20 protein-coding genes are annotated in these 18592 nt (G+C 76.4%); 12 read left to right on the top strand and 8 right to left on the bottom strand.

Translation table 11 applies throughout. The annotated features are described in order from the left end of the window. Positions 1-71 precede the first annotated feature (71 nt). Positions 72-617, bottom strand: a complete 546-nt coding sequence (locus ACYVO2_RS04980; RefSeq protein WP_461006346.1) for a cyclophilin-like fold protein — start codon at positions 615-617, stop codon at positions 72-74. 571 nt (positions 618-1188) lie between these two features. On the opposite strand from ACYVO2_RS04980, the gene ACYVO2_RS04975 reads away from it, so the two are divergent. From ACYVO2_RS04975 to ACYVO2_RS04950, 6 genes are all read left to right on the top strand, one after another. Continuing rightward, the gene (locus ACYVO2_RS04975) at positions 1189-1317 is read left to right on the top strand and encodes a hypothetical protein (RefSeq protein ID WP_461006345.1); all 129 of its coding nucleotides are present in this window, start codon (positions 1189-1191) and stop codon (positions 1315-1317) included. Positions 1318-1442: 125 nt separating this feature from the next. Continuing rightward, on the top strand, positions 1443-1568 hold the full coding sequence (locus ACYVO2_RS04970) for a hypothetical protein (protein WP_461006344.1): 126 nt from the start codon (positions 1443-1445) through the stop codon (positions 1566-1568). Positions 1569-1661: 93 nt separating this feature from the next. Next, positions 1662-3353 carry an asparagine synthase-related protein gene (locus ACYVO2_RS04965; RefSeq protein ID WP_461006343.1) on the top strand — a complete coding sequence of 564 codons (1692 nt, stop codon included), beginning with the start codon at positions 1662-1664 and terminating at the stop codon, positions 3351-3353. Next, complete coding sequence (locus ACYVO2_RS04960) at positions 3350-3688, top strand: PqqD family protein (RefSeq protein WP_461006342.1); 339 nt, start codon at positions 3350-3352, stop codon at positions 3686-3688. Before ACYVO2_RS04965 ends, ACYVO2_RS04960 begins: the two co-directional genes overlap by 4 nt. After that, the gene (locus ACYVO2_RS04955; protein ID WP_461006341.1) at positions 3685-4221 is read left to right on the top strand and encodes a lasso peptide biosynthesis B2 protein; all 537 of its coding nucleotides are present in this window, start codon (positions 3685-3687) and stop codon (positions 4219-4221) included. The genes ACYVO2_RS04960 and ACYVO2_RS04955 overlap by 4 nt, the downstream gene beginning before the upstream one ends. Then, complete coding sequence (locus ACYVO2_RS04950) at positions 4218-5960, top strand: ABC transporter ATP-binding protein (RefSeq protein WP_461006340.1); 1743 nt, start codon at positions 4218-4220, stop codon at positions 5958-5960. The genes ACYVO2_RS04955 and ACYVO2_RS04950 overlap by 4 nt, the downstream gene beginning before the upstream one ends. On the opposite strand, the gene ACYVO2_RS04945 is transcribed toward ACYVO2_RS04950, so the two are convergent. Then, a complete protein-coding gene (locus ACYVO2_RS04945) occupies positions 5945-8968 on the bottom strand; it encodes an AfsR/SARP family transcriptional regulator (protein ID WP_461006339.1) in 3024 nt (1007 codons plus the stop codon). The genes ACYVO2_RS04950 and ACYVO2_RS04945 overlap by 16 nt on opposite strands. 367 nt (positions 8969-9335) lie before the next feature. Between ACYVO2_RS04945 and ACYVO2_RS04940 the strand changes: the two genes are divergently transcribed. Beyond that, positions 9336-9854, top strand: a complete 519-nt coding sequence (locus tag ACYVO2_RS04940) for a DinB family protein (RefSeq protein WP_461006338.1) — start codon at positions 9336-9338, stop codon at positions 9852-9854. A gap of 115 nt (positions 9855-9969) precedes the next feature. Next, positions 9970-10356: a hypothetical protein gene (locus tag ACYVO2_RS04935; protein ID WP_461006337.1), complete on the top strand. Its 387-nt coding sequence runs from the start codon at positions 9970-9972 to the stop codon at positions 10354-10356. A gap of 61 nt (positions 10357-10417) precedes the next feature. Here the strand turns inward: ACYVO2_RS04935 and ACYVO2_RS04930 are convergent, their stop codons facing one another. Then, a complete protein-coding gene (locus ACYVO2_RS04930) occupies positions 10418-10762 on the bottom strand; it encodes a hypothetical protein (RefSeq protein ID WP_461006336.1) in 345 nt (114 codons plus the stop codon). A gap of 65 nt (positions 10763-10827) precedes the next feature. Next, positions 10828-11253, bottom strand: a complete 426-nt coding sequence (locus tag ACYVO2_RS04925; protein WP_461006335.1) for a MarR family winged helix-turn-helix transcriptional regulator — start codon at positions 11251-11253, stop codon at positions 10828-10830. A gap of 227 nt (positions 11254-11480) precedes the next feature. Between ACYVO2_RS04925 and eno the strand changes: the two genes are divergently transcribed. Next, positions 11481-12788 (top strand): phosphopyruvate hydratase, encoded by a 1308-nt coding sequence (eno, locus tag ACYVO2_RS04920; RefSeq protein ID WP_461006334.1) that lies wholly within the window; start codon positions 11481-11483, stop codon positions 12786-12788. A gap of 25 nt (positions 12789-12813) precedes the next feature. Here eno and ACYVO2_RS04915 read toward each other — a convergent pair whose 3' ends face one another. Next, the gene (locus tag ACYVO2_RS04915) at positions 12814-13779 is read right to left on the bottom strand and encodes a DMT family transporter (protein WP_461006333.1); all 966 of its coding nucleotides are present in this window, start codon (positions 13777-13779) and stop codon (positions 12814-12816) included. Positions 13780-13866: 87 nt separating this feature from the next. Between ACYVO2_RS04915 and ACYVO2_RS04910 the strand changes: the two genes are divergently transcribed. After that, positions 13867-14790, top strand: a complete 924-nt coding sequence (locus tag ACYVO2_RS04910) for a LysR family transcriptional regulator (RefSeq protein ID WP_461006332.1) — start codon at positions 13867-13869, stop codon at positions 14788-14790. A 346-nt stretch (positions 14791-15136) separates the two neighbouring features. Here the strand turns inward: ACYVO2_RS04910 and ACYVO2_RS04905 are convergent, their stop codons facing one another. From ACYVO2_RS04905 to ACYVO2_RS04895, 3 genes are all read right to left on the bottom strand, one after another. After that, entirely contained in the window at positions 15137-15511 is a 375-nt protein-coding gene (locus ACYVO2_RS04905) for a fic family toxin-antitoxin system, toxin component (RefSeq protein ID WP_461006331.1), read from the bottom strand. Next, positions 15508-15660, bottom strand: a complete 153-nt coding sequence (locus ACYVO2_RS04900; protein WP_461006330.1) for a hypothetical protein — start codon at positions 15658-15660, stop codon at positions 15508-15510. The genes ACYVO2_RS04905 and ACYVO2_RS04900 overlap by 4 nt, the downstream gene beginning before the upstream one ends. A gap of 70 nt (positions 15661-15730) precedes the next feature. Continuing rightward, a complete protein-coding gene (locus ACYVO2_RS04895; RefSeq protein WP_461006329.1) occupies positions 15731-16330 on the bottom strand; it encodes a CGNR zinc finger domain-containing protein in 600 nt (199 codons plus the stop codon). Between the two features lie 84 nt (positions 16331-16414). Here ACYVO2_RS04895 and ACYVO2_RS04890 point away from each other — a divergent pair, with 84 nt between their 5' ends. Next, positions 16415-17203 carry an MBL fold metallo-hydrolase gene (locus ACYVO2_RS04890; RefSeq protein WP_461006328.1) on the top strand — a complete coding sequence of 263 codons (789 nt, stop codon included), beginning with the start codon at positions 16415-16417 and terminating at the stop codon, positions 17201-17203. 138 nt (positions 17204-17341) lie between these two features. After that, positions 17342-18559, top strand: coding sequence for an MFS transporter (locus tag ACYVO2_RS04885; RefSeq protein ID WP_461006521.1), 1218 nt, complete (start codon positions 17342-17344; stop codon positions 18557-18559). Positions 18560-18592 lie beyond the last annotated feature (33 nt).

The raw sequence follows: 18592 nt of genomic DNA, 5'->3' as shown, positions 1-18592 counted from the left end.
GCTCTGGACCCGGCTGTGGCGGGGCCTGGTGTGAGGGGGGCGGCCGTCGACGGGGAGGGCGGCGCCGGTGGTCAGGGGGCGGCTCCGATGGTGATCCGCCCGGCTCTGGCCAGCCGGTCGGTGTCGGTGTCGATGTGGCCGAGGATCAGCAGGTCGGCGGAGGCGGCGGGGCCGTCCCGGTGGAAGAGGGCGAGGTTGCCCCAGGGCGCGTAGTAGGCGATGTCGCCGGCTCTGGCCGCGGACGGTTCGGGGGCGCCGTCGGTGGTGAGTCCGCGCGGCGGGTAGCCGATCCGCTCCGTCCCGTGGAAGTCCTTCAGCTCCAAGGTGAGCGGGAGGAGGGTGGCCAGGTCGCGGGCGGCGGGGCTGTCGTTCAAGGTCGCCTCGACGGGTTGGCCGTCCAGGGTGACTCGAATGTCCATGGGGGTGCTCCTGCCGGAGGTGGACGGGGTGCTGGGCGCCGGGGTCTCCCGCTGCCCCGCCGACGAGGAGCGGCCGGACGGTGAGGGGGTGTCGGCCGCGTCGTGGGAGCAGGCGACCAGGGCCGGCGGCAGCGCGGCGGCGGGGGCGGCGCGGAGCAGGGTCCGTCGGGTGAGGGAGGGCATGGCGTGGTCCGTCATGTCATGCGGGCATGGGTGCGGCGTGGTGCCGGAACCCGGCGCGCTCGGTGTGCGGGGCGTGGAGGCAAGGGGCGGGGTTTCCTTCGCGTGCCGGGGCGGGCGGCACGGGATGTGCCGGCCGTCGCCGAGTGCGGGTCGGGTGGGGCTGCCGGCCGGGTTCGGGGCCGGTCGGGGAGCACCACGTCGTCCAGGTAACCCGCTTCCGGGGCGCGTGACGAGTCACCGTCGATGGGTGTACCGGGAGTGCACCCCTGTGGACGCGTGCGGGACGTGCCGTCGAGGGCGTGGACGACCGGGCGGCGGTCCGTGGGCCTCCCACCTCGCCGTGCCCCGCGTGCTCGGGCGGGGCCGGTTCCCGGGACTGGACGGGTGTCCAATCGCCGTCCACGGCGTGTCCAGAGGGTCCGCCCAGGGTGGTGGGGCAACGGGTCGCGGTTCCCGGTGGCTCCGGTTTCGGGGTCGTGGGGCCGCGCCGTCCGCGGCGGTGGTCGCGGACGGAGGGGTCGGACGTGCCGGGGCGGCCCGAGGCGCATCGCAGGTACGCGTCAGGACACGACACCAGGAGGACACCATGAAGCAGAAGCTCGCCTACACCGAGCCGGTCGTCACCGTGCTGGGCAAGGTGGAGAGGCTCACCGGGTGGGGGCCCATCGGGCGGACCTTCGACAACAACTTCACCTCGCACCGCCGGGTGAACTGAGCCCGCACCGTCGTCCGCTCCCGCCCCGGCTTCGGGGCGGGAGCGGCAGCGCCGGACGCACCGGGCCGCCCCGGAGGCACATCGGGGGCCGCGGGACCCAGGACGCGACACACCAGGAGGACGCCATGAAGCGCAAGCTCGCCTGCACCGAACCGGTCGTCACCGTGCTCGGCAGGGTCGAGGAGCTCACCGGGTGGGGCTTCGGGAGGGTCTTCGACAACATCATCACCTCGCACCGCCGGCTCTCCTAGCACCGGCCTGTCGCCCGCTCCCGCCCCGGCCTCGGGGCGGGAGCGGCAGGTCGGTGAGGTGAGGCAGGCGGACCCGGAGGACGGAGGGGAGCAGTGCTGGTCGGGGACTTCCTCGGAATGCGCGGGCGGGTGGACTTCGGGCACCCGGAGCGGGTGTCGTTCGCTCAGGCGGCCCTCGGGGAGCGGGCGGAGCGGGCGGCGGGCAACCACGCGGTGCAGTCGCTGGCCGCGGGAGCGGCGCGGGGGGCGGCGCGGACGGCGCCGGGTGAGTACCTGCTGCTGTCGGGGCCGGTGGACCGGCCCGCGCGGGAGGGGTGGGAGCGGCGGATCGCCGCCGCGGTGCGGCAGGAGCGGTACGGGGAGCTGGCGCGGGTGCCGGGAGAGCTGTGCGGCTGCCTGGTCAGCGCCAGCAGGGTGGTGCTCTTCCGGAACCTGGCGAGCACCGAGGGGCTGCTGTACCGCGCGGACGGCGCGGTGGTGCGGTGGTCGACCGATCCGGTGGACCTGGTCGACGCCGATCGCGAGGAGTTCGGGCGGGAGGCGATCTGGCGGTGCTGCCGCGGGGACGAGGTGTTCATCTACCGGCAACTGGCGGCCGTCCGCCCGGGCGAGGTGGTCGTCGCGGACCGGGCGGGTGTGCGGCGGGAGCGGTTCGAGGCGGTGGCGCCGCTGGACCTGCCGCGCCGCACCCCGCTGGCCGGCTACGCGGAGGCGGCCTGGGAGCTGCTGCTGCGGGAGGCGGGCCACTACCGGGGGGCCGGCCGGGTGGGGGTGATGGTCAGCGGCGGCCTGGACTCGGCGGCGGTGCTGTGCGCGCTGGTCGAGGCCGGTGCCGACGTGGTGGCCTACCACCACGTGCTGGACGATCCGCTCGCCGACGAGTCGCCGTACGCCCGCGCGGTCTGCGACGGGCTGGGCGTTCCGCTGCGGCTGCTGCCCGCCGGTTACGGCGCCGGGTTCCCGCCGAGCGGCCGCGCCTTCCCGCATCCGTTCCTCAACGTCGGGTTCCCCTGGCTGGAGGGGATCGCCGAGCGGGTCGCGGGCGACGGTGTGCGGCTGCTGGTGTGGGGCAGGGACGGGGACCTGCGGTTCGGGCCGCTGCGCTTCGGGCTGAACGACGTGCTCACCGGGGACGTGCCGGTGCGGGAGAAGGCGGCGCTGTGCGCGGGCCTGGTCAGCTCCCCGTGGGGCTCCCGGTGGATCCTGCGCAGCGCCCTGCCGCGGCGCTCCCTGTTCGACGAGGCGGGCGCGGACGGCGGGGGGTGGGCGACGGACTTCCTGCGGCCGCTGCCCGGCGTCCCCGAGGACCCGGGCGAGGGCGTCCCCGCGGCGGAGGAGTACTCGGTGAAGGACGCCTGCGCCGACCTGGTGTCGTGGCGGCCCCGCGGGGTGCTGATGTGCAACCCGCTGGGCGCCAGGGGCATCCAGCGCCTGGCCGCGCGGCTGCCCGCCGCCTACCGGCTGCTGCCCTACCAGGGGCAGTTGATCTCCAAGCCGGTGCTGCGGCTGCTGCTGTCCCGCCGGCTGCCGGAGGCGGTGTGGCGGCGGCACGGCCGGCTGTGGATGAACTCCGCGCACCGGCACCGCGCCCTGGCGGGCACCGCGGACTTCCGCGACCTGCTCGGCAGCGCGCAGTCCCGGCTGGTGCGCATGGGCGTGGTGGACCCCGGGCGGCTGGGGGAGGTCCTCGCGGACCCGCACCGCAGGCGCCGCAACGCCGAGACGCTGGTGCACGCCGCCATGACCGAGATCTTCCTGCGCCACTACCCCGGGAGGACCCCGTGACAGGCACCCCCAGGACAGGCACCCCCGCGCCCGGCCCCGGCCCGGAGCAGGCGCCGCCGCCGCTGCTGCGGCTGGCCGGGCACGCCGTGTTCGACCCGACCGACGAGGCCGGGATCATCCTGGACACCCGCCAGGACGTGTATCTGACGCTGAACGCGACCGCGACCGTGATGCTCTCCGCGGCGCTGCGGCTGGGCAGCGTGCAGGAGGTGGTCGACCACCTCGGCGAGCTGATCGACGCCCCGCCCGCCGCGCTGCGGGCCGGGATCGGCGCGCTCACCGGGCAGCTCGACCGGCACGGCCTGCTCGCGCCGCCCGCGCGGGAGGGGTCGTGAGGCCGCTGACCCGGCCGCTGGCCGAGTGGGAGGTGTTCCTGGCCGCCCCGGTGCCGCCGGACGCGGTGCCGCGCCTGCCGCTGCGGACCCGGGTGTGGGCGCTGGCGGCCGCCTCCCGCGCGGTGCTGGTGTACCGCCGCCGCGGGTGGGGCGCGGCGCGCGAGGTGCTGGAGGGGGCGCGGCCGGGACCCGGGGCGCGCGCCGGGCACCGGGCCGGGGAGCGGGCGCGGGTGCTGCTGGCGCGGCGTCAGGTGTTCTGGACCCGGCTGCTGGTGCGGGTGCTGTTGCCGGGCGGGGAGTGCCTGCCGCGGGCGCTGGCGCTGGCGGTGTGCCTGCGGACGCTGGGGCTGCCCGCCGAGGTGTGCGTGGGCAGGGCGCTGGCCGGCACCCGGGAGCGGGACGGCTTCCACGCCTGGACGGAGCTGGACGGCACCGTGCTCGGCGACAACCAGGACATCACGGTCGGCTACCGGGTGCTCCAGCGGACCGGTGCCGCCCCCGCCCGCGCCGGGAGCCGGGAGCGCTCTCGGTGAGGGGCCGCGGACGGCCGCCCGCGCCCCGGCTCGCCCCCCATCTGCTGCCGCACCGGGGGTCGCTGCTCGCGGTGGGCGGGCTGTCCCTGCTGACCGCGGCGGGGGCGCTGGCCCAGCCGCTGCTGGTGCAGCGGGTGCTCGGCGCGGTGGAGGCGGGCACGGGCGCGGGGGCGGCGGTGGCGGTGCTGGTCGCGGTGATGGTGGCGGTCGCCGCCGTGGAAGGGGTGCAGCGCTTCCTGCTCCAGCGCACCGCGGAGCGGGTGGTGCTCACCGCGCGGCGCAGCCTGGTGGAGACGCTGCTGCGGCTGCCGGTGGCGGAGTTCGACCGGCGGCGCACCGGGGATCTGATCTCGCGGGTGGGCGCGGACACCACCCTGCTGCGGTCGGTGGTCACCGGCGGGCTGGTCGAGCTGGGTTCCGGGGCGGTGGTGGCGTGCGGCGCCCTGGTGCTGATGGGGATCGTCGACGTGGTGCTGCTGGGGGTGGCCGTGCTGTCGGTGTCCGCCGGGGGCGTGGCGGTGTGGGCGGTGTCCCGCGGCATCAGGGAGCTGAGCGGGCGGGCGCAGCGGGCCGTGGGCGCGATGACGGCGTCCGTGGAGCGGGCGCTGGGTGCCGTGCGCACCATCCGGGCGGCGGGGGCGGAGGAGCGGGAGTCGGAGCGGGTGCGCCGGGACGCGGAGGCCGCCTACCGGGCCGGTCTCGGCGTCGCCCGCCTGGAGGCGGTGGTGGCGCCGCTGGCGGGGGTGGCGGTGCAGGCGTCGCTGCTGGCGGTGCTGGGCGTGGGGGGCGCCCGGGTGGCGTCGGGGGCGCTGGAGGTCGGCGATCTCGTGGCGTTCGTGCTGTACCTGTTCCTGTTCGTGCAGCCGCTGGCGCAGGCGTTGCAGGCGTACACCACGTTGCAGACGGGTCTGGGGGCGCTGGCGCGGATCGAGGAGGTGTGCACGCTGCCGGTGGAGCGGCGGGCCCGGCCGGGCGCGGTGCGCGAGAGGCTGCCCGCGCCGCCGGGGGACGGGTGCGTGCTGTCCTTCGAGGGGGTGGACTTCGACTACCCGGACGGCACCGCGGTGCTGCGGCAGGTCAGCTTCGCGGTGCGGCGGGGCGAGCGGGTGGCCCTGGTGGGGCCCTCCGGCGCGGGCAAGAGCACCCTGCTCGCGCTGGCCGAGCGGTTCTACGAGCCGACGGCCGGCGCGGTGCGCCTGCACGGGGTGGACGTCCGCGAGCTGCCGCTGCCGGTGCTGCGCGGGCAGTTGGGCTATGTGGAGCAGGACGCGCCCGCGCTCGCCGGGAGCCTGCGCGACAACCTGCTGCTGGGCGCGCCCGGCGCCGACGACGCCGCGCTGCTGCGGGTGCTGGACGCGGTGGGGCTGGCCGGGCTGGCCCGCCGCGCGCCGGACGGCCTCGGGGCGCAGGTCGGGGACGGCGGGGTGCTGCTCTCCGGCGGGGAGCGGCAGCGGCTGGCCCTGGCCAGGGTGCTGCTGGCGGCGCCGCCGGTGCTGCTGCTGGACGAGCCGACGGCCAGCCTGGACGCCCGCAGCGAGGCGGCGCTGTCCGACGCGATCGACGCGGCCGGCGCGGACCGCACCGTGCTGGTGGTGGCGCACCGGCTCGCCACGGTGGCCGGCGCCGACCTGATCGTGGTGCTGGACGGCGGCCGGGTCGTCGCCGGCGGCACCCACCGGGAGCTGGTGGACGCCTCGCCGCTGTACCGGGAGCTGGCCGAGCGTCAACTGCTGGTGTGAGCGCCCGCGGACCCCGCCGGCCCCGGGCCTCCGTACGCCAGCCGGTGGGCCAGTTCGGCGCCGGCGTGGGCGCGCGCCCGCTCCTCGCGCTCGCCGGTGACGGCGGCGACGGCCCTGGCCCGCACGTGGTGGACGAGCGCCTCCGCGGGCCGCCCGGCGTGGCACAGCGCCTCGGCGAGCCCGTTCAGCGCGGCCGCCTCGCCGTAGCGCTCGCCGGTCGCGCTGAACAGCCGCAGCGCCCGTCGCAGGTGGTCGGCGGCCGGTCCGGGCCGGCCCTGCCGCAGGCACGCCTCGCCGAGCCCGGTCAGGGCGTACGCCTCGCCGCCGGTGTGCCCGAGCTCCCGGAACAGCTCCAGGGCCTGGCGGTGGTGGGCCGCCGCCGCCTCGGCGCGGTCCTGCCGCAGGCGGACGTTGCCCAGGTTGGACAGGGTGCGGGCGCGGCCGACGCGGTCCCCGGTGGCGTCCTGGAGCGCCAGGGCCCGGGTCTGGTGCTCGGCGGCCCGGTCGGGTTCGCCCTGCCGCAGGCTGACGTTGCCGAGGTTGGTCAGGGTGCGGGCCTGCCCGACCAGGTCGCCTGCCGCCTCGTACAGCTTCAGCGCCCACCGGTGGCAGTCGGCGGCGCGGGGCAGGTCGCCGAGCCGCCAGTGGACGTTGCCCAGGTTGGACAGGGCGCGGGCCCGGCCCGCCACGTCCCCGGTGCGCTCGTGCAGGGCCAGGGCCCGCCGCAGGTGGCCCTCGGCCGACCGGTGCTCGCCGAGCCGCCAGTGGACGGCGCCCAGGCTGGTCAGGGCGTGCGCTTGGCCCGCCGCGTCCCCGGTGCGCTCGGCGGCGCGCAGCGCGTGTGTGTGGAACGACAGCGCCTCGGTGTGCCGGCCGCCGTCGAGGTGGCGGAAGAGGACCGCGGCCAGGCGCACCGCGTGCCCCGGCAGCGGCCCCTCCGCCGCGGCGGCGCACAGCGAGCCGAGGGCGGGCAGTTCGGCGTCCAGCCACGCCCGCGCCGCCGCGGCGTCCCGCGGCCGGTGCCCGGCGGCGGTGCCGGGCTCGCTGGGCCGGTGGTGCCGCTCGGCCGGGTACAGGGCGTCCATCGCGGCGGCGGCGCCCGCCAGGCAGTGGTCGAACAGGCGGGTGCGGGCCTGCTCGCGGCCGCGGGCGCCGTCCAGTTCGCGGCACAGGCCGTCGGCGTAGGCGCGCAGCAGGTCGTGCATGGTGTGGCGGCCGGGGCGGGTGGACTGCACCAGGTGGGCGCGGGTGAGCGTGCCGAGCGACCGGGCCGTGTGCTCCTCGCTCTCCCCGGTCAGGGCCGCGGTCGCGGGCACGCCGACGTCCGGTCCGGGGTGCAGCGACAGCAGCCGGAAGGTGCGGGCGGCGGCGGGCGGCAGGTGCCGGTAGGACCAGGAGAACACCGACCGCATGGCGGCCCGCTCGTCCCCGCCCGCGTCCAGCAGGTCCAGCCGCCGCCGCTGGTCGGCGAGCTCCGCCACCAGCGCGGGCAGGGGCGTCTCCGGGCGGGACGCGGCCAGCTCCGCGGCGACGCGCAGCGCCAGCGGCAGCCGCGCGCACCGCTCGGCGAGGACGGCGCACGACGCCGGGTCGGCGCGGGCCCGCTCCCCGACGAGCAGGTCGAGCAGCCCGGTGGCCTCGCCCGGCGGCAGCGGGCCCAGGGCGAGCCTGCCCGCGCCGTGCAGGGCCACGAGGCCGGCCAGGCTGTCCCTGCTGGTCACCAGGACGGCGCAGGTCGGGGAGCCGGGCAGCAGCGGGCGGACCTGCTCCACGGACAGGGCGTTGTCCAGGACGACGAGCATGCGGAGGCCCGCCGTCTCGGTGCGGTACCGGGCCGCCCGCTCCTCCGGGTCCAGGGGGATGTGGGCGCCGGTCAGCCCGAGGGCGCGCAGGAACCGGGTGAGGGCGTCGGCCCACGGCACGGGCCGGTCCGGGTCGTAGCCGCGCAGGTTGACGTAGAGCTGACCGTCGGGGAACCGTTCGCGCACCCGGTGCGCCCAGTGCACGGCGAGCGCGGTCTTGCCGGCGCCCGCCGTGCCGGAGACCACCGCGACGGCCGGCGGGTCCGGGACGCCCGCCCGGGGCCGGCCGGCCGCGGCCAGGTCGTCGAGCGCGCGCAGTTCCGCGGTGCGGCCGCAGAAGCCGTACACGTCGGCGGGGAGCTGGGCGGGCACCGGGTGCGGGAGCGGCGGGGCGGGGACCGGCTCGGCCGACGCGGCCCGCGGGGCGGGCGGGGCCGCCGGGGCCGTCGGGACCGCCGGGGCGGAGCGCAGCAGCGCCGTGTAGGCGGACGTGAGTTCGGGGCCGGGGTCCACGCCCAGTTCGTCGGCCAGCCTGCGCCGGGTGTCCAGGTAGACCGCGCAGGCCGAGTCGCGCTGCCCGACCGCGTCGTAGGCGCGGACCAGGCGGGCCTGCACGCCCTCGTCCAGCGGCGCCTCCGCGGCGGCCCTGGCCAGCGCCGGGAGGGCCTCGGCCGCAGCGCCCGCCGCGATCATCGTCTCCCCGTACCTGGCGACCGCGGCCCGCCGCTCCCCCGCCAGCGCCACCAGCGCGGGGTGGCCGGCCAGGAGCGGCAGGTCGGCCAGGGGCGGGCCCTGCCACAGCCGCAGCGCCTCGCCGAGCAGCGCGGCGGCCCGGCGGGCGTCGCCGTCCCGGTGCGCGGCCTCGGCCTGCCCGGTCAGGCGCCGGAAGCACGGCAGGTCCACGCCGTCCTCGGGCAGCCGCAGCGCGTAGCCCTCCCCCACCCTGGGCAGGACGGCGCTGGGGGTGCGGGGCGGGCGGTGGGGCTCCAGCAGTCGGCGCAGCCGCTTGACGTAGGTCTGGATCAGGTTGGCGGCGCTGCGGGGCGGGGTGCCGTCCCACAGGGCGTCGCCGAGCTCCGCGCGGGACAGCGGGCAGCCGTCGGCCAGCACGAGCAGCCCGAGCACGGCCCGCTGCTGGGGCGTGCCGAGCTCGATCCCCCTCCCGCCGTGCCACACCCCGAGGGGGCCGAGCACCTGGACACGCATCCCCGCAACCCCCTCGGCCGGTCCCGGACGCCCGCACGGCGCACGCCGCCCCACAGCATCCGCAGCCACCCCACGCGCCGTCCAGGGACTCCCCCGTCCCCACAACAGAATTCGGCCACCCGTTCGGAACGGGGCGCCGGGCGGCGGAGACGGGCGCCGGGCGGGAGGGAGGCAGCGCCCGCCGACGGGCCGGCACATCGGCAAGGTCCTCGTCACGTCCACCAGGGCGACGAAGCCCCGACGATCGAACCCCTGCCGCGTCCGCCACGCCTCGCCTCGCCCCCGAGGAACCCACATCGTCACCGGCGGCGCCGCCGCCCCGGCGCGGGCGGGCCGTACTCGCCGGGACGGTTGTTAATGTGCGCGCATGACGGTCTGCGCGGAATGCGGCTTCGAGTACGACCTCGCCCTGGCCCCCGGCGTCCCGCTGCTCGCCCAGGGCCACGCGCGCGAATACGCCGACCTGCTGCGCGCCGGACCGTCGCTGCTGCGGCGGCGCTCCGACCCGCGGACGTGGTCGCCTCTCGAATACGCCTGCCACATGCGCGACGTGCTGCTCGTCCAGCGGGAGCGGGTGCTGGCCGCACGGCGCCGTGACACGCCGGTCGCCGAGTCCATGGGGCGCGACGAACGGGTGGAGCACGACGGATACGCCCGGCAGCAGCCCGCCGATGTCGCCCGCCAACTCCAGGACGCCGCCCTGTTGTTCACCGGCGCCCTCGACCGGCTGACTCCCGCCGACTGGGAACGCACACTGGTGTACACCTATCCCGAGCGCAGGGAGCGCTCACTGCGCTGGGTCGCCGTGCACACCCTGCACGAGCTGCGCCACCACCTGCTCGACATGCGCCGCCAACTGGAACAGCGCGACGGGGGCGGGCGCTGACTCCCTCCCGGGGGGTCTTTCAACGTGCCGTGACCCGACGCCGGGCCGGGGCGACGGCCTCGATATCGTGGCCGTCCGGCGCGACGCCGGGCGCCGGCGGGACGAGGGGGACGGCATGACGGTTGTGACCCGCTTGGTCACTGACGTCGATCTGGACGACGCCGCCACGGACGCCCGGCGGATGTCGGTGTCGGCACGGCTCGAGGCGCAACTCGCGGACGGCCGCGGTGTGGTGCTGCTGGACGACCGCGGCTGGAGCTCCTGGGGCGGAACGGACATCCGGGGGCGGATCTCGGCCGAGGACGTCGAGGAGACAGCCCGGACGGTGGTCGGGCCGGACGAGCCGATCGACGGTTTGACGCACGAGCAGATGGCCGCCGGCCACTGGGGCTCCCTGGCCCGCGCCCTCCGGCAGCAGGGCGTGGACGTGGACCCGCAGGAACTGGAGCGGCTGCCGCACGACGTCGTGCTCGGCGAGCGCCTTCGGGCGTGGCTGGCCTGAGGGACGTCCTGCGCGCGGTTGCGCGCCGGTGCCGCCCCGGCCGCCCCGGGTACGGACGGACTCAGTCCTCCGCGCCGGAGAACCTCCGCGCGAGGTCGCGATGCCTGTCCGCGGCCTGCTTTCCCTGGGCGGGGCCGATGGTCGATCCGGGCATGCGGCTCAGGCGTTCGACCTCCTCCGCGAAGCGCAGGTGCTCGCGCCGCGCGTGCTCACGGCAGGCGAGGCAGGTGACGCGATCCGGACGCGGGGAGGTCATCGCGTACGGCACCCGCAGCCCGCATCCAGTGACGACCCGGCTCGGCAGGTCTCCGACCAGACCGAACGTGGACGCCATCACATTGCGGACGGCGGCATCGCCGCGCACCACCTTCGACTCCACATGGATGTGCGGATCGTCCCCGCTCACGGCCCCTCCCTGCCCCCACGACACCGAGATCGCCCCACGAGCCGGATCAGCGTTCCGGACAGACCCTAGTGGCGTGTGGCGAGCCGTTCCAGCAGGGCGGCGCTGCGGGCCAGCAGCGCCCGTTCCTCGGCGGTGAGTTCGGCCTCGATGGCCTGCGCGAGCCAACCGGCCCTGCGGCCGCGTTCCGCCTCGAGCGCGGCCCGGCCCGCGTCCGTCAGCTCGACCAGCGACTTGCGGCCGTCCGTGGGGTGGGCCCGGCGCGTGATCAGGTTCTGTTCCATGAGCAGCCCCACCGTCCGGGCCATCGACTGGGGGCGTACGCGCTGATCGGCGGCGAGGTCGCTGGTGGTCATGGGGCCGTTGCGGTCGAGTGCGCCGAGCACGGCGACCTGGCCCAGCGGGATGCGGTCCTCGTGCTTGACGCGTCGGGTGAGCTTGCCCATCGCGGTGCGCAGTTCGGCGGCGATGGCGGCGGCTTCCGAGGTGGGCATAGGGCACTTTACCCCGCTGACCAGCAAGGCTGTGCACCCGACCTGTGCAGCGACGCTGTGCAGTGATGCTGTTCAGTGTCCCTGTTCAGCAAAACTGAGCAGACAAACTGCTCAGTCAAACTGCTCAGGTAAACTGAGCAGCATTGCTGTAGGGTTTGGTCTCGTCGGGCTCAGCGCCAGCGTTGTCGCAGTCGGGGCCACGGCACACGACAACGGAAGGACCCCCCATGTCCGCGAAGGCAGTCGGAACCGGCGACGCCGCCATCGAGACCGTCACCGCCCGCCGGATCATCGACAGCCGGGGCAATCCCACGGTCGAGGTCGACGTCGTCCTGGCGGACGGCTCCCTGGGGCGCGCGGCTGTCCCCTCCGGGGCCTCCACCGGTGCCCGGGAGGCCGTGGAACTGCGCGACGGAGACCCCGCGCGCTGGCACGGCAAGGGCGTCGACCGCGCGGTGGCCCACGTCAACGGGGAGATCGCGGCGGCCGTGCGCGGCCGGGACGCGGCGGACCAGGCGGGTCTCGACGCCGCGCTGGTCGCCCTCGACGGCACCGCCACGAAGTCCCGGCTCGGCGCCAACGCGATCCTCGGCGTCTCCCTGGCCGCGGCCAAGGCCGCCGCGGCGGCCCACCGCCAGCCCCTCTACCGCCACCTCGGCGGCGCCGACGCCCACCTCCTGCCGCTGCCGATGATGAACATCGTCAACGGCGGCGCCCACGCCGACAATCCGCTGGACTTCCAGGAGTTCATGATCGCGCCCGTGGGCGCGGACACCTTCGCCGAAGCCGTCCGCATGGGCAGCGAGGTCTTCCACACCCTGCGCCGCGATCTGCTGGCCGCCGGGCACTCCACGGGCGTCGGCGACGAGGGCGGCTTCGCGCCCGCGCTGCGCACCGCCGAGGAGGCGCTCGACTTCGTGATGGCCGCCATCGAGCGCACCGGCTACCGCCCCGGCACGGACATCGGCCTGGTCATGGACCCGGCGTCGTCGGAGTTCTTCCGCGACGGGATGTACGACTACGCGGGCGAGGGGGTGCGCCGCACCCCCTCCGAGCACGCCGACCACCTGGCCAAGCTCATCGACGCCTACCCGGTCGTCTCCATCGAGGACCCGATGGCGGAGAACGACCTGGACGGCTGGCGCGAGCTGACCGCCCGCGTCGGCGACCGCTGCCAGCTCACCGGCGACGACGTGTTCTGCACCAACGAGACGCTGCTGCGCGAGGGCATCCGCACCGGCGTCGGCAACTCGATCCTGGTCAAGGTCAATCAGATCGGGACCCTGACCGAGGCGCTGACCGCGGTGGCCACGGCCCACCGGGCGGGCTGGACGGCCGTCATGTCGCACCGCTCGGGCGAGACCGAGGACACCACCATCGCGGACCTGGCGGTGGCGACCGGCTGCGGCCAGATCAAGACCGGCTCGCTCTCCCGCTCCGACCGCACGGCGAAGTACAACCAACTGATCCGGATCGAAGAGGAACTGGGCGACTCGGCGCGCTTCGCGGGCCGCTCCGCGCTGCGTCGGGCGTGAACAGCGGGCAGAGGTAGTGACCGGGTCAGGTGGTGGCCCGGTCAGGTGGTGGCCGGGTCAGGTGGTGGTCAGGAGGTGTCGCCGAGTCCGCGACGGTTCCTGTCCTGTGGGTCTGTTCGACGGCCTGCCCCCAGTAGGTGGCGGTGATCATCAGGCCCGCGCCGGCGGCGGTCAGCGCGGTGAGGTGTTCGCCGCCCAGGGCGACACCCGTCACGACGGCCCACACCGGCTCGGTGCCCAGCAGCAGGCTGGCCCGGCTCGGCGAAGTGCGCTGCACGGCCCACGTCTGCGCCACGAACGCGAAGACGCTGCATCCCAACGCGAGGTACGCCAGCACGGCCCAGGTGTGCGCGTCCGTGGCCGCGAGCGCCGGCAGGCCGCCGGCGGCGGCGGCCGGCACCGCGAACAGCGCCGTGCCCACCGCCGTCTGGACGGCTGTCACCCGTAGCGGGTCACAGCCCTTCGCCAGCCGCCCGACCAGGATCACGTGCCCCGCCCGCACCACCGCCGCGGCCAGCATCAGCAGGTCGCCGCCGCGGGGCGCGGCCAGGTGGTCCCCGGACATCAGCAGGCCCACCGCGAGCACGCACAGCGCGGTGGCGGCGTAGAAGCGCGGCGGCAGGCCGGACCGGTGACCCGACCGGTCCAGCAGCGGCGTCAGGACGATCGTCAGGCTGATGATCAGTCCGGCATTGGCGGCGGAGGTGTGCGCGACACCGTACGTCTCCAGCACCAGTACCGCCGCCTGGGTGAGCCCCAGCAGGGTGCCCGCCCGCAGGTTCCCCCCGGACCACGGGGCGGCGCCGGGGCTCCGCCGGGTCGCGGCGGCGAGCGCCAGGCAGGCCGGCACGGACAGGGCGTAGCGCCAGAAGAGCACCACGAGGACGGGCAGGGCGGTGGTGGCTGACTTGGCGGCGAGGTAGCTGGAACCCCACACGAGGGCGACCAGCAGCAGCACCACGTCGGTTCGGCGGGTTGACACGTCCCTCACGGTGCCCCACCTGGAAGATAAAGCCCAGAACGAGTTCCTGAAAGGATCTTTCAGTGACGCTACACCGTCGGGGTATCGTGTGGTTCCGTGGACGAGCGACAACTGCGCATCCTGCGGGAACTGGGCGAACTGGGCAGCGTCACCGCGGTCGCGGAGGCGCTGCTGGTCACCCCGTCGGCGATCTCCCAGCAACTGCGGCTCCTGCAACGCGCCATCCCGGTGCCGCTGACCGAACGCCAGGGGCGCCGCCTGGTTCTCACGCCCGCCGGACGGGCGCTGGCCGACGCGGCGATCGAGGTGGAGACCGCCCTGGCCCGCGCCCGGCACGCGGTGGAGGAGTTCACCGACCGGGGTGACGGCGAGGTGGCGGTGGCGGCGTTCCACAGCGCCGCGTCGGTGTTCTTCCCGCACCTGCAACGGGCGCTGTCCGCCCGGCCCGACGGGCCGCCAGGACCGCGCCTGAGCCTGGCGGACGAGGACGTCGCCCAGGAGCACTTCCCCCGCCTCACCCGGGATTACGACCTGGTGCTCGCCCACCGCCTGGACCACGCGCCGCCGTGGCCGCGCACGGTCGCCGTCACCTCGCTGCTGCACGAGCCGCTCGACGTGGCCCTGCCCGCCGGTCACCCGCTGGCCGCCCGGCCGTCGCTCACCCCGGCGGACGTGGCCGCCGAGCCGTGGATCACCGTGCACGACGGCTTTCCGCTGATGGCGACCGTCGAGGCGATCGCCGCCGCCGCGAACCGCCGCCTCGGGATCGTGCACCGCATCAACGAGTTCTCGGTCGCCGCAGAGGTCGTCGCCGCAGGCGGCGGGCTGGCCCTGCTGCCCCGCTGGACCGCCCGGCGCCACCCCGAGGTCGTGCTGCGTCCTCTGCGGGGCGTGCACGCGCGCCGCCACATCGACGTCCTGTGCCGGCCCGAGGCCACGGCCCGCCGCGCCGTGCGCGGCGTCCTGGCCGAACTGCGCCGCGCCGCCCCGGAGATCAGCGGCGAGTCGGCGTCGCCGTAGGGGGCACCCGCTCGGCCGGCGGCGGCCCTGCGCGCCGAGGCGGCGCCGACCGGCCCAGGGCCACGGTTCCCGGCGGGCCGCGCGCTCAGCGGACGCAGGCGGTGGTGCGGTGTGGTGGTGGCGGCGTGCGGGGTGTGGTCGGCGCGCATGGAGTACGCGTAGTCAGCGTCGAACACCGCCTCCAGGTCCGCCTCGCTCATCGCACCGCGCTCCGCCGACGCGACCGCCTCCGCGCTGCCCGCCCGCACCACCTGCCGTCACCTCCTCCCCCACCGCGCTGGCCCTGGCCGGACGGGCGAACGGCCGCGTGCTCGGCCGCGGTTCGGCATCCCCGCCGCGTGTGGCGTCAGGTGGCGGTCCAGCCTCTGAGCTCGTCGGCGATCTGGCGCACGCTCAGGTTCTCCCGGTCGATCCGGTCGGCGAGGGCCGCGGCCCGCTTCGGCGGGACGGTGACGGTCGCGCCGCTCACGGTCAGGTAGGAGGCCGCGACGACGGCGGCGAACAACTCGTTGGCCCACTCCAGCGCCGGTACGCGCACGAGCTGGTGCATCAGGGCCGCGGCCCGGTGGTGCGCCTCGGCGTAGACCGGCACCTCCAGCACCGTGTCGGCGTGGCGTGCCACAGCGGCCGCGAGGGTGCCGAAGTCGGTCACATCGGGGTCGCCGGGGATGTGCGCGTGCGCGAGGTCCAGCAGCCACGCACGGTCGATGCGGACGATCACGCCGCCCGCCCGCGGCGGCTTCCGGGACGGGCCGTGTCGGGAGCGGAGCCGGACTGTTCCGCGAACGCCGGGCCGAAGGCGTCGGTGAAGTGCGCCCCGGCGGCCGGGAACCGGTGGCGCCCGTCCACCCGGACTTTGATCTGCCTCACGCCCGGGAGTGTAGCGAGTCGTACGGTCCGCTACACGGGTGCGGGCGGGCGGCGCGGGGGCGCGCGGGCGTCAGTTCGGTTTGGGCTGGGTGCGGCGGGCGTAGGCGCGGGCGGCGCGGGCGCGGTCGCCGCAGCGGGTGGAGCACCAGTGGCGGCGCCCGCGGCGCAGCAGGTAGCGGTTGCAGGGGGTGGAGTCGCAGGCGGTGAGGCGGTCGGCGTCGGGGCCGGTGAGGAGGTCGGCCGCGTCGGCGGCGAGGGTCGCGAGCGCGCGGTCGAGGATCTCGTTGGTGGGGCACGGCGCGGCGCGGTAGGGGCCGTTCTTCTCGTCCCAGTACAGCAGGGGGGCCGTGGGGGCTCTGCCCAGGGCGTCGTTGACGGCGGACAGCGCGGCGGGCAGCGCGGGCAGGGCGGCGACGCGGGCGGCGAACAGGGCTCTGACGTGCTCGCGCATGGAGCGCAGTTGCGCCGCGCACATCTCCTGCACCCCGGCGCCGGCCGGCGCGAGGCCGTGTTCCGTGAGCCACCGGTTCGCGGCCCCGGGGGTGCCGAGGAGGTCGACGAAGTGACCTCCGGGCAGCGCGATCGCGGTGTTGACGAAGTCGAGGGCGAGGTGGTCCTCCGCCCCCGGCGCGGGCGGAGGCACGGATGCGGCGGTCGGGGTCTCGCTCATGACTCTCATGGTACGGCTTGCGCTCATCCGTGATGAACGTTAGCGTCCTTCACGGATAAAGCGACCCCCATCCGTGAGGTTTTGATGACTGACACCGGCACGACCACCCGGCGGATCCCCATCCGCGTCCTCGGCGGCCCGACCGCCCTCTTCGAGTACGGCGGCCTGCGGTTCCTGACCGATCCCACCTTCGACCAGCCCCGCGACTACGAGGTGCCGGGCGGCCGGCTGACCAAGACGGCGTCGCCCTGCGCCGCGCCGTCCGACCTCGGCCGGATCGACGTGGTGCTGCTCTCCCACGACGAGCACCCCGACAACCTGGACGAGTCCGGCCGGGCGCTGCTCGCCGACGTCCCGCTGACCCTGACCACGCCCGGCGGCGGACGACGCCTGGGGGCGGGGGCCAGGGGGCTGGCCGACTGGGAGTCGATCGAACTGGACCGCCCCGGCGGCGGCACGATCACCGTCACGGGGGTGCCCGCCCTGCACGGGCCCGGCGCGCGGGAGGACGTCGAAGCGGCCACCGGCCAGGTCGTCGGGTTCGTCCTGACCGGGGAGGGACTGCCCACCGTCCACGTCAGCGGCGACAACGCCTCGCTCGACGCGGTCCAGGAGATCGCCGCGCGGTTCGGCCCGGTGGACACCGCCATCCTGTTCGCCGGGGCTCCCCGCTTCTCCGTCCTGTTCGACGGCGCGCCGATCGTGCTGGACAGCGCGCAGGCCGCCGACGCCGCCCGGATCCTCGGCGCCCGCCGGGTCGTCCCCGTCCACTACGAGGGCTGGGCGCACTTCACCGAGGGCCGTGACGCCCTGGTCGCCGCGTTCACCGACGCCGGGCTGCTGGACCGTCTGGACTTCTGTGACCGGGACTGACCGCGCCGGACGACCGCCGGCGCCGTCCGGCCGGGCCGCGCCCGGCGAAGGAGCCCTCCCGTGACGACCGCCGTGCCCGCTCGGCTCCAGGATCCGCCGCGGTCCCGGGCGGCCCAGCGCCGCGTCCTGACCGTGCTGATGGCCGCTCAGGTCCTCAGCGGCGCGGGGCTGGCGGCGGGGGTGACCGTCGGGGCCCTGCTCGCGCTGGACATGCTCGGCTCCACCGGCCTCGCCGGAGCGCTCAGCGCCCTGTCCACCGCGGGCTCCGCGCTGGCGGCCGTCGCGGTCGGCCGCGTCTCCCAGGCGCGCGGCCGTCGCCCCGGTCTCGCCGCCGGGTACCTGGCCGGTGCCGTCGGCAGCGCGGGTGTCATCGCCGCAGCCGCCACCGGCAGCTCCGTGCTCCTGTTCGCCGCGATGTTCGTCTACGGCGCCGGTTCGGCCACGAACCTCCAGGCCCGCTACGCCGGTGCCGACCTGGCGGCTCCCGAGCACCGCGCCCGCGCCCTGTCCACCGTGCTGGTCGCCACCACCCTCGGCGGCGTGGCCGGCCCCAATCTCGCCGCGCCCGCGGGCGACCTCGCCCACGCCCTGGGCATCCCCCGGCCGGCCGGGCTGTTCCTCGTCTCCGGTGCCGCCTACGCGACGGCCGCGCTGATCCTGGCCGTCTGGCTGCGTCCCGACCCGCTGCTGCTGGCCCGCGCCCTGGAGGCCGAGCGGGCCGCCGCGGCGCCGGGGCGCCCGGGCGACGCCGACGGGCGGGCGCGGCCGGCGGCCGGACGGCGCCGCCCCGGTGTGGCGGCGGGAGCGCTGGTCATGGTGCTCACCCAGCTCGTGATGGTCGCGATCATGACGATGACGCCGGTGCACATGCAGGACCACGGCCACGGATCCGCCGCCTCCGGTCTCGTCATCGCGATCCATGTCGGGGCGATGTACCTGACCGCGCCGCTGTCCGGCCGGCTCGTCGACCGGTACGGCCCGCTCGCCGTCGCCGCCGCCTCCGCGCCGGTCCTGCTGGCGGCCGGGATCGTCGCCGCCGGCGCCGACGGTGGTTCCGCCGCCGCTTTCGCGGTGGCTCTCGCGCTGCTGGGCGCGGGCTGGAGTCTCGGCCTGGTCAGCGGCACCGCGATCGTCACCGACGCCCTGCCCCTGGCCACCCGGGCCAGGACCCAGGGTCTGGTGGATGTCTCCATCGCCGTCGCGGGCGCCGCGGGCGGTATGGCCTCCGGCCTGGTCGTCGCGACCGCCGGCTATCCGCTCCTGGCCGTCGGCGGCGGCGTCCTGGCGCTGGCCACCGTGCCGGCGGTCGTCGCCGCGCGCGGCCGCCGGGACCCGGCCCCCGGGCCGCGCCGTTGACAACGGCGCCCGGTTCCCGTGACGGGCCGTCAT

It is taken from the genome of Streptomyces capparidis, assembly GCF_054782095.1.
The sequence above is the reverse complement of the archived record's forward strand: the minus strand, read 5'-3'. Positions and strand labels throughout refer to the sequence as shown.

What these genes read in the sequence shown, in the direction of transcription:
- ACYVO2_RS04980 (WP_461006346.1), bottom strand. Translation starts at nt 617, where the DNA reads ATGACGGACCACGCCATGCCCTCCCTCACCCGACGGACCCTGCTCCGC.
- ACYVO2_RS04975 (WP_461006345.1), top strand. Translation starts at nt 1,189, where the DNA reads ATGAAGCAGAAGCTCGCCTACACCGAGCCGGTCGTCACCGTGCTGGGC.
- ACYVO2_RS04970 (WP_461006344.1), top strand. Translation starts at nt 1,443, where the DNA reads ATGAAGCGCAAGCTCGCCTGCACCGAACCGGTCGTCACCGTGCTCGGC.
- ACYVO2_RS04945 (WP_461006339.1), bottom strand. Translation starts at nt 8,968, where the DNA reads ATGCGTGTCCAGGTGCTCGGCCCCCTCGGGGTGTGGCACGGCGGGAGG.
- ACYVO2_RS04940 (WP_461006338.1), top strand. Translation starts at nt 9,336, where the DNA reads ATGACGGTCTGCGCGGAATGCGGCTTCGAGTACGACCTCGCCCTGGCC.
- ACYVO2_RS04935 (WP_461006337.1), top strand. Translation starts at nt 9,970, where the DNA reads ATGACGGTTGTGACCCGCTTGGTCACTGACGTCGATCTGGACGACGCC.
- ACYVO2_RS04925 (WP_461006335.1), bottom strand. Translation starts at nt 11,253, where the DNA reads ATGCCCACCTCGGAAGCCGCCGCCATCGCCGCCGAACTGCGCACCGCG.
- eno (WP_461006334.1), top strand. Translation starts at nt 11,481, where the DNA reads ATGTCCGCGAAGGCAGTCGGAACCGGCGACGCCGCCATCGAGACCGTC.
- ACYVO2_RS04895 (WP_461006329.1), bottom strand. Translation starts at nt 16,330, where the DNA reads ATGAGCGAGACCCCGACCGCCGCATCCGTGCCTCCGCCCGCGCCGGGG.
- ACYVO2_RS04890 (WP_461006328.1), top strand. Translation starts at nt 16,415, where the DNA reads ATGACTGACACCGGCACGACCACCCGGCGGATCCCCATCCGCGTCCTC.
- ACYVO2_RS04885 (WP_461006521.1), top strand. Translation starts at nt 17,342, where the DNA reads ATGGCCGCTCAGGTCCTCAGCGGCGCGGGGCTGGCGGCGGGGGTGACC.